At 48.1% G+C, this 14,246-nt stretch carries 8 protein-coding genes and 1 riboswitch; of the genes, 5 read left to right on the top strand and 3 right to left on the bottom strand.

The features are described from left to right. Window positions 1-164: 164 nt before the first annotated feature. Together BQ7489_RS12765 and BQ7489_RS12770 are read left to right on the top strand one after the other, a co-directional pair. Complete coding sequence (locus tag BQ7489_RS12765; RefSeq protein ID WP_072531312.1) at window positions 165-3,050, top strand: AraC family transcriptional regulator; 2,886 nt, start codon at window positions 165-167, stop codon at window positions 3,048-3,050. A 111-nt stretch (window positions 3,051-3,161) separates the two neighbouring features. Continuing rightward, window positions 3,162-5,615: a glycoside hydrolase family 31 protein gene (locus BQ7489_RS12770; RefSeq protein ID WP_072531313.1), complete on the top strand. Its 2,454-nt coding sequence runs from the start codon at window positions 3,162-3,164 to the stop codon at window positions 5,613-5,615. A 753-nt stretch (window positions 5,616-6,368) separates the two neighbouring features. Here the strand turns inward: BQ7489_RS12770 and BQ7489_RS12775 are convergent. After that, window positions 6,369-6,710 carry a hypothetical protein gene (locus BQ7489_RS12775; protein ID WP_072531314.1) on the bottom strand — a complete coding sequence of 114 codons (342 nt, stop codon included), beginning with the start codon at window positions 6,708-6,710 and terminating at the stop codon, window positions 6,369-6,371. Window positions 6,711-6,907: 197 nt separating this feature from the next. After that, window positions 6,908-7,013: riboswitch (SAM-I-IV-variant riboswitch) on the top strand. Here BQ7489_RS12775 and BQ7489_RS12780 point away from each other — a divergent pair. The 3 genes from BQ7489_RS12780 to BQ7489_RS12790 all read left to right on the top strand — a co-directional run bounded on the left by BQ7489_RS12780 (window position 7,012) and on the right by BQ7489_RS12790 (window position 9,306). Beyond that, window positions 7,012-7,245 carry a hypothetical protein gene (locus BQ7489_RS12780; protein WP_072531315.1) on the top strand — a complete coding sequence of 78 codons (234 nt, stop codon included), beginning with the start codon at window positions 7,012-7,014 and terminating at the stop codon, window positions 7,243-7,245. Its footprint overlaps the riboswitch before it by 2 nt. 71 nt (window positions 7,246-7,316) lie before the next feature. After that, complete coding sequence (locus tag BQ7489_RS12785) at window positions 7,317-7,679, top strand: hypothetical protein (protein WP_072531316.1); 363 nt, start codon at window positions 7,317-7,319, stop codon at window positions 7,677-7,679. Window positions 7,680-7,686: 7 nt separating this feature from the next. Further along, window positions 7,687-9,306 (top strand): TIM-barrel domain-containing protein, encoded by a 1,620-nt coding sequence (locus BQ7489_RS12790; protein ID WP_072531317.1) that lies wholly within the window; start codon window positions 7,687-7,689, stop codon window positions 9,304-9,306. A 149-nt stretch (window positions 9,307-9,455) separates the two neighbouring features. Here the strand turns inward: BQ7489_RS12790 and BQ7489_RS12795 are convergent, their stop codons facing one another. Both BQ7489_RS12795 and BQ7489_RS12800 read right to left on the bottom strand, forming a co-directional pair. Then, window positions 9,456-12,008 (bottom strand): glycoside hydrolase family 2 protein, encoded by a 2,553-nt coding sequence (locus BQ7489_RS12795; protein WP_239416454.1) that lies wholly within the window; start codon window positions 12,006-12,008, stop codon window positions 9,456-9,458. Between the two features lie 230 nt (window positions 12,009-12,238). Next, window positions 12,239-14,245 carry a RagB/SusD family nutrient uptake outer membrane protein gene (locus tag BQ7489_RS12800; protein WP_072531319.1) on the bottom strand — a complete coding sequence of 669 codons (2,007 nt, stop codon included), beginning with the start codon at window positions 14,243-14,245 and terminating at the stop codon, window positions 12,239-12,241. Window position 14,246: the final 1 nt, after the last annotated feature.

A 14,246-nucleotide genomic window follows, 5' to 3' on the forward strand; every position in this document is an offset into this window, starting at 1 on the left:
TTGCAAGCTACTCAAATCTTTCCACATTTATTTTCAGCGGGCAAAGATAATAAGAATATTTGATATAATAGCATTTATGAATATTTTAACAGTAATTTGTTCCGGAAGATAGAATATGAAAAGGATATTTTTATCTTTGTCTGTATAATTCTTGCTTTATTGCTATGAAACTCAGGTTTATTCTATATCTGTATCTGTTGTTGGTATGGCTGCATGTGTGTCCGGTCGTGTCTGCTTCGTCTTGTGTCTTCACTCCGATTGATGCAACCCAGGGGTTGTCCGGAAACAAAGTGAGAAGTATCGCCCAGCTTCCCGACGGACGGATGATGATTATGACGGAAGGGCAGCTGAATCTGTTTGACGGTACGGACTTCAGTTATCTTCATTATGGACGGGAACATTTTTGTCCTTTATCGGAATATTCGGGTTATCATCATACCTATATAGACGGAAACGGATATATGTGGATAAAGAACCAGTATCAGTTGATGGTGTTGGATATTGACAGCCAGAAATTTGTCGTGAATCCTGAAACGTTGCCGGTACAATGGGGTATCAAGGGTGGACTTAAGGACCTGTTCATGGACAGGGACCGGAATTTGTGGGTGATAACCGGAGGTGATAGTCTGTATTGTGTAGACGGTAAGACGCATAAAGCCCGTTTTTTCAGGCGGAGGATATCATTGGACGGGGACCAGGTCTATGATCTGGGGATGGTGGATGACAGACTTTATATCTTTTACCGGTCCGGTCTGCTGGTCTGTCATGACTTCCATTCGGGACGAGAAATTTACCGGCAGGGATATCCGGAAAATCTCCCATCCGGGTTGTATGGGAAGACATCGTATGTAGTACAGGGGGAGCGTTGTTTCTATCAGCTGTGTAATGGTGTGAAAGGAGGGGTGATGCTGTATTATGACATAGCCCGTAAGGAATGGGATGTTGTGATGACCACAGAGTCCAGGTATAATTATCTGTCGATAGACCGTGATGGTAGTCTTTGGGTCAGCAGTCCGGAAGGTTTGTGTCATATAGACAGCGGACTGAAGGAGAAGCAATATATTCCGACGTTGAAACTGGTGGACGGCAGAAAGATCGATACGGAGGTAAGTACATTGTATAACGACCGGCAGGGAGGTATGTGGGTAGGAACGTTGGACCGTGGAATTCTTTATTATCATCCCGACAGGTTCCGTTTCCGGAATATAGGTCGGGCTGCGTTTCCTTTGTCGGGAGGTGAGACAATGCAGGTGACAGGCTTTGGAGGGGAAAAAGACGGGAATATCCTTGTAGATACAAATTGCGGACAGTTTCTCTATAATCCGCATACCGGTGGGGTGGTCTGTTATTCCGGGGCCCTTATGAAGGAGGAAGGCTGTGATTCGGTTCCAGGAATAAGGGAGGAAATCCTTCAGACGGACCATATCGGTAATGATCTTCTGGCCGGTATTACCCGGCACGGATGGTTCATTTATGACAGAGTGCGGAAGAGGTTGGATTTCCATTCTACTGTTCACTCCTGTAATGCCTTGTGTGTAGACAGGCAGGGTAATGTATGGATCGGACTGGAAGACGGCCTGTTATGGTGGCATAAAGGGGAGGAAAGGATGTTTTATACGGACGATGGACTGGTCAATAATTCGGTACGTTCCATTGTCTGTACTGCCGACGGGAATATCTGGATATCCACGGCCAATGGTATCAGTCATTTGCTTGTCGGAAAGGAAGGTACTTGTTCATTCGTTAACTTTAACCGTTTCGATGGAGTGATTGCCGATGAATTTTCTGAGCGTGCGGTTTACGTGTCTTCCGAAGGAATCCTTTATTGGGGAGGAATCAATGGATTCAATAGTCTGGATCCGAGATCACTGGTTGCCGACAGGGACAGTTATGTTCCGTTATTTGTAGGTTTCCGGCTTTTTGGTGAACGGATAGAAAGCGGAAAATCTTATCATGGCAGGGTGATATTGGAACATCCGGTAACCATGACCCATAGTATCATACTGGAGCACAATCAGAATTTCTTTACTATAGAGTTTACAGCTTTGAACTATATAAATCCTACGCAGACCTATTATCGTTATCAGTTGGCGGGTATTGACAAGACGGAACAGGAGTTTCATTCTACCGATGGGAAAGGATATGTGACCTATACCGATCTGCCTCCCGGTGATTATGTGTTTAGGGTACGCGCTGCCGGGAACGGGAAAAGCTGGACAGGACAATATGCTGAACTACATATTTGCGTGAAAGCGCCTTTCTGGCAAACAGGTTATGCCTACGTCTTTTATTTTTTACTGATTTTAGGTTGTATTGTGCTGTCCGTCATGTTTTATGTCAGAAGAAAGAAGCGTAATCTGGTCCGGGAACAGAAAGAGAAGCTGGATGAAATGAAGACGGTTTTTCTGCAGAACATGAATCAGGAACTGAAGGAGCCGGTTGAAAGGATCATGACTCCTCTGGACAGGCTGTTGAAGCATACCGATGAAGGTCGGGTGAAGGTACAGCTTCAGGAAATCAGTTCGCAGGTTATGGAACTGAAGGATCTGGTAGGACATCTTTCGGAAGGGGTATTGCTCCCGCTTTCGACCGATGAGAAGATGTTGGATATGGATTCGTTGCTTATAGACATGCGGCGACTGCTCGAGCAACAGGAAAAACGGAAAGAACAGCTGGGTAAGGAGCAGATAGAAGGAGAAGGCAGGAAGTTGCTTTCGGAAGCTGATGAGGCCTTCATCCGGAAAGCATTGGATTTTGTTGGAAAGAATCTGGATAACCCGGAATATTCTGTCGAGGTATTGAGTCGTGATATGGGTATGGACCGTACGGGGCTTTACCGGAAACTTGTTGCGGTAGTGGGAAAAACTCCTACGAATTTTATCCGCTCTGTCCGTCTGAAACGTGCGGCACAACTATTGGAAGAAGGGTATACGGTAGCGGAAGTAGCCGACAGTGTCGGTTTCAGTACATCCAGCTATCTTAGCAAATGTTTTCAGGAGGAGTTTGGCGTGCGGCCCTCCCAATATGTTGAGCAGCATAAAAAACGATAGAATTTGGCGTTTTTTCAACGAAAGTGTTATTCTCTGCAACATATTTCGCCTGTATTTGAAAAGGTAACTGAGTATTTTTGCAATAATAGAATTAATCAAATCTCGATAGATATGAAAAAGACTCTTGTATTTGTGGCGTGTTGCCTTTGTTCGGCTTTTGTCTGGGCACAGGATTTCCAGCGCACGGCAACGGGAATCAAGGCAACCGTTGCCGATAAAAAGACCGATGTGGAGGTTCAGTGGTATACTCCGAACAGTCTCCGCATACTGAAGACCCCTCAGGGAAAGACAGTAGAAAAGAAAAGCCTGTCTGTGATAGCTCTTCCAAAGGATCCGGGGATTAAAGTGACTACGGCCGACAATGAATCGGTTATAATGAAAAGTAAAAACCTGACGGTAACTTTGAATATGCGTACCGGTGTGGTTTCTTATGCCAAATCCGACGGGAGTCTGTTGCTGAAAGAACAGGAAAACAACAAGGCTTTCACGCCGTTTGATGATGCGGGGCGTTCTACGTACACCGTTTACCAGGGGTTTACGGTAAGTCCGGAAGAAGGACTTTACGGACTGGGTCAACTGCAGAACGGACAGATGATGCAACGCAACATGAGTAAGGTACTGGTACAAGGTAATGTAGAAGATGTCTCTCCTATTTTCCAGTCGACCAAGGGTTACGGCGTATTCTGGGACAACTATTCGGCCACTACTTATACCGATAATGCACAGGAGACTTCGTTCAGTTCGGAAGTGGGTGAATGTATTGACTATTATTTCATGTATGGCGGTTCGGCCGACGGTGTCATTGCCGAAGTACGTACGTTGACCGGTGAAGTCCCGATGATGCCGTTGTGGAGCTATGGATTCATGCAGAGCAAGGAACGTTACAAAAGCCAGGATGAAACGGTAGGTGTCGTGAAGAAATACCGGGAACTGGGTATTCCTTTGGATTGTATCATCCAGGACTGGCAGTATTGGGGAAACAATTATTTGTGGAATGCGATGGATTTCCAGAATCCGGCTTTCAGTCGTCCGAAGGAAATGATAGACGAAGTCCATGCCATGAATGCACATATGATGATTTCTATCTGGTCATCGTTCGGGCCTGCTACCAAACCTTATCGTGCTTTGGATAAGGAAGGTCTGCTTTTCAATATTGAAACCTGGCCGCAATCGGGAGTAGAAGGTTGGCCCCCCAATATGGATTATCCTTCTGGAGTACGTGTTTATGACGCTTATAGTTCCAAGGCACGTGACATTTATTGGAATTATTTGAATAAGGGAATTTTCCAGCTGGGTATGGACGGTTGGTGGATGGACTCTACCGAGCCGGACCATTTCAATCACAAAAAGGAGGATTTTGACCATCAGACAGCTATGGGTTCATTCCGCAGTGTCCGTAACGCATATCCGTTAATGACGGTGGGTGGTGTCTATGACCATCAACGTGCAGAGACTGGCGACAAGCGTGCAATTATTCTGACCCGTTCCGGTTTCTTGGGCCAGCAGCGCTATGCTTCCAATGTATGGTCGGGTGATGTCCAGTCTTCATGGGATTCTTTTCGTAAGCAGGTTACGGCTGGTCTGAACTATTCCCTTACGGGTATGCCACACTGGAATTCCGATTTGGGAGGTTTCTTTGCCGGGTCTTATAATACCAGCTGGGCTGACAACAGTGCTGTAAAGAATCCGATGTATCAGGAACTTTATGTACGTTGGGTTCAGTTTGGTACGTTCTGTCCGATGATGCGCAGCCACGGTGCCGATGTTCCCCGTGAATTCTATTGGTATGGTAAGAAGGGTGAACCTGTCTACGATGCTTTGGTCAATGCTGTGAAACTCCGTTATGCTTTGCTCCCTTATATTTATTCCACTTCATGGGATGTTTCACATAATCGGTCTACTTTTATGCGTGCGCTGTTCATGGATTTTTTGGGCGACAAGAAGGCGTGGAATGTGACTGATGAATACATGTTCGGGAAAGCATTTCTGGTAGCTCCGGTAGTTCATGCACAGTATACTCCTGAACTGGTACAGAAGGATCTGAAGGAAAATGAAGGATGGGGAAGCGACAGCAAGACAGAAATAGATAAGGTTGTTGCTGCCGATTTTGCACAAGCAAAGAGTATGGACGTGTATCTGCCTGCCGGAACTCGCTGGTTCAATTATTGGACCAATGAAGTGCAGGAAGGTGGAAAAAATGTAACGGTTGAGACGACTTTGGGTCGTATTCCTCTCTTTGTCCGTGCAGGAAGTGTGGTACCGGTAGGACCGGATGTACAGTATTCGGGAGAAAAAGCATGGGATAACCTGACTGTGTGTGTATATCCTGGTGCAGACGGTAACTTTACGCTTTATGAAGATGAGTTCGACAATTATAATTACGAAAAGGGTGCCTATACCGAGATACCGATGACATGGGATGATTCCAAGCGTACACTGACCATCGGTTCCCGTAAAGGTGGATATACCGGAATGTTGGCTAAACGTCAGTTCGTTGTAAAGACAGCCGACGGGAAAGAAAGGACTGTAACTTATGCCGGTAAGAAAGTACAGGTGAAGCTCTGATTTTTTTGACCGGGTAACAGGAAACAGGCTGGAAAGGCTTCATGATGAGCTTTTCCAGCCTGTTTCCTATTTGGATATAACAGAGGAACCGATAAATGAAAGTACAGGTTAAATACACCCCTTTTGTAATTATAATATATTGATTTACAGTTGCTTAATTTTTAAAAAGGGTGCATTTTTCGTATCATTTACTGAGTTTGAGCCTTTTTTTACGGCATTGACATTTCAGGGAAAGTGGAATTAGAAAAGTTTTGAACGGGAAAAATGTTGGGGAGACCTGACGACATCGTTATTTTTTCCGGGCAAAGGCTCGAAGCCGGAACTCTTTCATTTCCACTATCCCCTTATAAATTTGCCGTCAAAAACGTTTTGCAATAAGAGGCATGTCCTTATTCTTCACCCTCAGAATTTCATCATGGAACTCAGAAACCTTATTATACCGCCCTCTGTTCTGAACCACATTCATGGTCTCCAGTGGAACCTCGATTGTTTCTGTTTCCACTCCGTCCACCACAGCCGAGAAGATAAGTGAATTATCATCATTGAAATATTCAATGGAAGTATGAGATGAAAGTTGGACAATTCGCCATACCTAATCTGAGTAAAAGTTGCTATCGCGGTGCCGGAAGATACCCACAGACCCCAGTTATGCATATCCCCTAAACCTTTCATAAGGGCATAAGGGCACAATGAGCCAAGGCTTATTTATAATTGGCTGATTCACCGACAAGCTTCACACCTTCTTCTGTATAGTCAAAGAGATGAATGCTGGCATCTGGCATAGACATCATCTCCGTCTGTCAAACACAAGTAAACTTTCCACGCTTTTGCTTCGGCGACTTCGTCCGATGCCTTCCCCTTCTCGTCGAGGAAACCATCATTCACCAATATGGGATATAATTCTTTGTGGAATAGCCTCGTCATGCTCTTTTTGCAAGGATATTCGCCATAGTCAATTTCGTCATCAGATGTGACAAGCGACAAAGACACTTCCACAAAGTCCTTTGTTACCTTTGGTGTGATATTTTTCAATTCTGACACATAATCATAGTGGCAGATATAGTCCAAGGCTTCTTCAAATCTATCTTTCGTCATATATACTCCCTATATTACTTGTTCATTAATGAATGAAACAAAAGTAGGCATTTTTTATCTGTTTATATGGGAACAAGATGCGATTAACAAAAATTTCATAGAAGCCGACTAAAAGTGGGACTGTCATGAAAAAGGCTATTAACACAAATTATCCTGTAAAATTTGCAAACCGACCTTTCACGACCTTATATTTGCAACCGAAACATCAAGAGCCGTTTAAGTACGCACCAACCGAGTTCCGATATTGTAACCACGGTGGTAAGACGATGTGGATTTGTCTAATAATCAAAATATAAACAATATGGATGATTTTACAATCACGGGGGAAAACCGCCCCGAATTCTCTTTTTACCAATCACTTTTTAAATATTTTGTGTTGGGACATATGGAAACGTACGATGCCAGCAAGCTGGACTGTTGGGCTTTCCATAAGTCTACAGACGAGAGGGATGACATGCCTCTTCGCATGGGAAACCTTTGTGGAGGTTATCCGTTCTCTTTTTACAGACATATTTCTCTACTTATGATTAAATAAGGCAATCCGCAACAACGCTTGGTAAAAAATGGGAAAGCTTGAAATTACAAAGAATGACTTGAAAAAACGTTTTGCGGAATACAACGATTTGTATTTTCAGAACAATAGATGCCGATTCGGTGACACTGCATGTATATTCTCTGCCTGTTTTCCCGATTTATAAGGGAAGAGGTACACGCTTCGGCGTGTCGGTTGACGGGCAGCCTGTGCAGGTAACGAACAATGTGCCGGTGGAATACTCGAAGGAATGGAAAGACCATGTGCTTCAAAACGGAGTCAAGGCAACGTTTACTTTCCCGATCGACCGCAGCCGCGAGAAGCACACGCTGACTTTAAGTTGCGGAGCCCCCGACGTGATGATACAGCGCATTATCGCAGACTGGGGCGGACTGAAGCAAACGTATGTGGGGCCTGATATAAGAATCCTGAAATAGTCTTGCCATGAAAAGGATTGTCATAGCAAGTCTGTTTGGCTTGGGCATGCTGACTGCGGTTCATGCCCAGACTCCTCCCATAACGCCCGCATGGGCGTTCAGGCACATCGTATGGGAAGACAGCCTGAACACGGAAACGGGAGCAAAGAAACTGGTCGACGGATATTTGTCAAGGGGCATTCCGGTGGAAGCTACCATCATCGACAGCCCCTGGTCGACTGCCTACAATGACTTCAACTGGGACAAAGCGCGGTATCCCGACCCTGAAGGGATGCTTTCCTACTTCAAGCGGAAGGATGTAAAGGTCATCCTGTGGCTGACCGGCGTGGTGAACCAGAAAGGAAAGGACACTCCGCTGCAGCAGTGCGAGGCTTACGACTATGTGCGCAGCAACAAACTGGGGATAAACGGCAGCGAACCGCACGAATGGTGGAAGGGATACGGCATTCACATCGACTTTACCAACCCGAAGGCCGTGGAATGGTGGCATACGCAGTTGGACAAAGTATTTGTTGACGGAGTATACGGATGGAAGGTCGATCAGGGCGAGTTTTGGTTCGGAGATTATCTCCAGACCAGCAAGGGAACGATGAGCAATGCCGAGTTTCCCCCGTATTATTACGATGCCATGTACGACTATACCACGGCCCGGAATCCGGAAGGAATCATCATTGCGCGTCCTTATTCCCATCAGGGAGGCTATTCCGCCAGTCCGGACAAGATGAATCTGGGATGGTGCGGCGATTTCTCGGGAGACTGGAGCGGCCTGAAGCTGCAAATCGACAATATCTACCGGTCAGCTCTGCGCGGATATGCCTCGCCGGCCTGCGAAGTGGCGGGCTTCTTCATGCGGCGTGCCGGCAAGGAGGAATTTGTCCGCTATGCCCAGTTCGGCTGCATGACGGCCGCCATGATCAACGGCGGGGAAAACGGAGCGTTTACCAACCATCTGCCCTGGTTTCACGGACAGGATGTGGAGGATATCTACCGCTTTTGCGTGGTATTGCACGATGAACTGGTGCCTTATCTGTTCTCTACGGTTGTCGACGCGCATCTGCACGGAGGTTCGCTCCTGAAGAATGTTTCTTTTAGTGAGGAAAGCCACCAGGTGGGCGATTATATCTTTACGAAAGCCATTACTTCGGCCGGTTCCGGTCCGGTGGTCTTCCACCTTCCGTCTGAAGGAACCTGGATTGACTTCTGGACGGGCGACTCTTTTGCCCCAGACACCCGGATTTCGCGCCGGTATCCGTTGGACGAGTTCCCGCTGTTCATCCGGAAGGGGGCAATCATCCCGATGGATATCCGGTCGGGGGCAACAGGCATCGGCTGTGAAAAGCTGGAAGGCTGCCGCTCTTTCCTGATTTGTCCGAACGGCCTTTCCGCCCGCACGCTTCATCTGCCGCAGGGCGACGGTACGGAATATTACGATTGCACGGTCTCTTTTGATGAAGCTAAGGGTGAGCTCCGACTGAAATCAGACCGTTCATCCCGCTATGCCTTTATATTGCGGAATATGCCTGCCGTGTCCTCGGTAAAGGATGCGGCCGACTGGCAGTATGATGCGGAACGGAAAGAACTGCTGATTATTGCGGAAGGCAAGGACATCAGCTTGCAGATTGACTGAAAACAGGAAAGAGTCTTGCTCTTGAGGGCATCCCAGAGCAAGACTCTTTTCTGTTTCCGTTCCGTCCGTCGGACATGAGAAAATTCTTGTTACGGTCAAAAATCTGTTCTGACCGCATCATCGCGCAGGCGGATGCTGTCCAAACCTGCTTAATCCAATTGTCCCAGAATTTCCACCTCGGCAAGCTTCGGCGTTACATATTTCCCGGTCTGGGGGAAGCTGAGGCGAAGATAGTGCATCTTCACCGTCTTTTCGGGTTTTATCTTGTCCGATCCGACCGGATTCTTGTTGCCTGTCTTGTCTGAGACCAGCATCCAATTCTTGTTGTCTTCTGACACTTCCACCTTATATTGGTATCGGTCTGTAGAAGCGAACCGTATGCTGACTTCACTCAGCATCAGGGAACGTTCCGTATCAAGCGTCCAATAGACATTTTGGTCAGAACTTTCGGGTTCCCACCACGTATCAAACTTGCCGTCGGCAGCATATCCTGTGGAGTGTCCGTCAGCAGCACTGCTCGCGAATGCGGGATTGTTCAGCCCGAAGCTCTGTATCTTCCCCTTTTTCTGCAAGGAGAAAGGAACATACGGACGGTCTGCCACCTTCGGAGTGACCCCTTCTTTGTAGGCCGGTGCTCCGGTAAAAGTCAGCTTGATGCGGGCAGGCTCCAGTCCCGGTGAGGTGGCTTCGATGACGGACTCGCCTGCATAATAGGAGCGGAAGGCTATCGCCGCCTTTCCGTCCATGATGCGGATGTCGCTTCCCGCCTCGAACAGGATGCTGCCGCCGGTAGGAAACTCTCCCGGACCCGATATCAGAGTAAGTTTTACATCCGGTGAATTGCTCAGTTCCCTGCCTTCCTCGTCGAGGACTGTCACGGTCAGATGAACATCGTCTGTACCGTCGGCCTTGATATCGGTATATCGCGATGCTTCCAGTCTCAGCTTGGCCGGGGTACCCGATACGCTCCATACCGGAGGGTTGACACCGGCATAAACGTTACGGTACCAGTACCAGGAGCGCTTCGGGATGCGGAAATAGTCGATTATGCCCAGTTTGGCCATTCCTTCCCCAAAGAGGCTTCCGTGGTCGAACCCGCACCAGATGGCCTGTCCGCTCCGCCACTCCACGCCTTTCCATGCGTCATTCTTCTCCAGGTCTCCCCATCCCGGGATGTATTCGCCCGGGCGGTCGGCGTTTGTGCTCCCGTATTCCGTCACCATGCTCGGTATGGGAGGCTGCTGGAAATCGAGGATAGTGGCTCCGTCGCCGTTATATCCCACGATGTCGCCTATCAGATCAATCCGTTCTTCTCCTAACGGACGCTGTGCTCCGCCTATGCCGGCCGGTCGAGTCGGATCAAGCAGATGCGTATAGTCTACCATCCGCTTCAGCAGTTTCCTTACTCCGTCCATCGTTTCCGGTGTGGTGAAAAAAGGTTCGTTACACATGCTCCATGCAATGATGGAAGGATGGTTTCGGTGGATGCGTATCATCTCCTCCAATTGTTGCAGGACATTTTCTTCAAAAGCATCGCAGTCTTCCTGCCGGACGGGATAGGCGCTTGCCGTCCAATACCCGTCTTTCTTTTCTCCGGCCGTGGCCCAAAAGGGAGCTTCCGACCAGAAAAGCACGCCTTCTTCATCGCACGCCTTCGCGAATGCCGGGGAATGCGGATAATGCGAACCGCGAATCATGTCGAATCCCGCTTCCTTAACCAGAGCCACATCGCGGCGCGCGGCGGCGTCCGTTACGGCATCGCCCCATCCGGCCTGGTCTTGATGTACGTTTACTCCTTTAAAATACAGATGTTCCCCGTTCAGAAAGAAGCCGTGGTCTTTTGTCCACTCAAACCAGCGGAAGCCGAACGAAGTTTCATCCCGGTCTATCAGTTTGTCGCCTTTGAAAAGCAGACTCTCCAGCTTATACAATACCGGATGTGACGGATGCCACAGGCAGGGATTCTCAATCTTTTCCGTCGTCTGCCTTACGGTTTGAGCCGTATTGCACTTCATCTCTATCTCTTTCTCGGCCGATGCGATAATCCGGCCGTCGGGAGACAGCACATTGGATACCAGACGGAAGTTGTCAGTATCGTTTCCCGAATGCCTGACCTCGGTTGAAACGTTCACAATCCCATATCCGCCGTTGCTCGTGTCCAGTCCGGATGTCGTGACAAACGTTCCGTACCAGTCGATGTAGGTGGACGACTTCAATACCAACCGGACATTCCGGTATATTCCCCCACTGAATACATGTTCTCCGCCGCGCGGCGCAAGAGTCGGCTGCCATAAATTGTTTACCCGCACCGCAATCAGATTGTCTCCCACCTGCGCCGCCTCCGTTATGTCGACTGAAAATCCGGTATATCCCCCGCGATGGCGGTCGACGAACTTTCCGTTTACAAATATCTCCGCCTCCTGAAACACGCCGTCGAACTCCATAAAGATTTTTCCCGAGAGATTCTTTTCCGTAAAGGCGACATGCTTGCGATACCATCCGTATCCTGTGTAGAAATCTCTCGACATGAAGTACGGAATGCTGAAGGAATGGGGCAGTCCGATACGCTCCCAACCGCTGTCGTCATATCCCGTCTGCTCCGCTCCCCGGCAGTCTCCGCGCATATACTTCCATTCCCGGTTCAGATTGATGACTTCACGCGGAGAATAGGCATATCCCGCGCTGCAAATACAAAGCAGCATCAGGCAGCTTATTATAAAGAAATGATGTTTCATATATATCCTTTTTTATAGGGGTGATTAATCCGTTTCTGCTTAAATTGTGGCAATCTTCTTTCTTTCTCGGCAGCGAAGCAAAGAAATCCGTGAAGCATCCGTATGAATGTACACAATTTCTTTGCTTCGAACCTCATCAAAAAAAGATTAATGTATAATATTTAGCAACTAATACTTATTGTTAATGTTTTTTGCACCTATTGCTCAGCCGGACTGTCTGCCACAAGCGGCCAGTATGGATTCTGATACAAGGGAGACAGCTCTACATCCGCGTGGTCGGAAGAGGTCAGCAAAAACTGTTTGATAGGCAGCGGCTCTAAATAGTGAGCCATCATCCAGTGCAGTCCGTCACGGTACAGATTGGATTTCTCCTGAATGTTTTCGTAGGCGATGATGTATTGCCCGCGCGACGGAGGCGTGACAAAAGCGTCGTTGCCGCCGTCATAGTCTGCCGGCTCAAGGTCATATTCGTTCTGCATCACATCCCACAGGCGGAATCCCTCTACATGATAGGGCGTTTTGCACATTTGATCCAAGGCCCGCCAACGTATCAAGTCCATCCAGCGCAAGCCCTCGGCCATCAGTTCGCAACGGCGTTCCCTCCGGATGTTATAGAGCGTAACATCCGTCAGCAGCTTTCCGGCGGTGTAAGCTCCCCAATCGGCCTTTTCCTTGTCTATCGAAGTATAGGTGTTGGTGGTCTGCGGGTCGGCTGCTGCACCGGTAAATCCTGCGGCTTCACGAATCAGCTTCCAATATTCCAGGATGTGTCCGGCCTGAATGTTACGGGTCAGCATATATTCTGCCTCTATATAATTCAGCAATGCCTCGGTCGCGCGGAAAACGATAGAGCCTGTATAGCTGTTCCACTGGTCACACCGTGCCTTGTCGAATGAGCCTCCTTTCCGAATCCGGTATCCGGTGAGCGAGCGGTTCACGGTTCCGTCGCCTACATCAAGGGGAGGAAACGCTTCGTCCTTGCGGGCATGGTCGGCAGGATAGTCTTCATTGATAAAATAATTAATCTGTCCCGGTTGTTTCATAAAAGCCACCAGTCTGGGGTCGCGGTTCGACCGGGCTTTGGCAATGGTCTGGTCATCGTAAGGGATAGAGGAATTGTAGACCGGTCTGCCGTCTTCCATCAGGAAACAGTCGACCATACTGCGGGTTACATCATATCCTCCCTGCACAATCACCTCTAAATGATTCGTTATGCCCAGACCTTTGTTGTATTCTCGCCAAAGCAAGACATCCGGATAGGTGCTCATATCGTCATCCCCGAACATATAGAAATAGTCGTTCACATCGCTTACGCTTTGGGGAGTGATGCCCGTATTCCGGGTCAGACTGTTTTTATATTTTTCTGCTACCAGTTCGGCGGACTTTACAGCCTCTTGAAAAAAGAACTGGGCCTCTTGATCAATGTCGCCTGCCGGGAACTGATAGTCTTTGTTGTAGTCTTTAGCGGTGCCTGGCCACCCGTTTCCGTTCGGAACGAAAGGAGTATCCTTGAAGTTTGTCAGCCACGAACCTTCAAACAGCGCGACACGGGATTTCATCAGGTAGGCACAATCCTGAGAGATTCGCGTGTGGCGGGTCTCGAAGTTCGGGGTCATGTATTTTGCGGCCAAGTCCAAATCTTTCAGAATAAACCGGGCAACTTCATTTCGGGGCGAGCGTTTGCTGGCTTCAACCAGTGTCGCCTCGTCGTCATTGAAGGCTTGCGTCAGTATGGGCAGGTCTCCCCACTTTTGCAGCATGGAGAAATAAGCATAGGCACGGAGGAAATGCAGTTCTCCCAAGTATTGTTTCAGTGAAGTCTCGTCGCCGGTTATGGTTCCGTTCTCATAATTTTCTGTTATGACCTCTATCCCGTAATTTACATTGCGGATGTTCGTCCAGGACCACGAGCTGTTGTCCATCGAAACCTTCCATTGTCCGGTGTTATCGTATTTGTTTCCCGGAGTTTCGGTGGAGGGCTGGTTGTCGGTATCCTTATCTATTTCAAAGGTACTGCTGTACGAACCGTGTGTTGTCAGTATGTCGGCATACAGTTGGTTGGTGAATTCTTCCACTTGGTCTACGGTCTGATAATAATCTTCCGGCGTTAACTCAGACATTGGCTCCATATCCAAGAAATCGTTGCAGGAAGCAAGCGGAGCGACTAATCCCATCAGGACAATATAAAAGAATTGTTTTTTCATA

The sequence above is a fragment of the Bacteroides ilei genome (assembly GCF_900128495.1).
GTDB classification, from domain to species: Bacteria; Bacteroidota; Bacteroidia; order Bacteroidales; family Bacteroidaceae; genus Phocaeicola; species Phocaeicola ilei.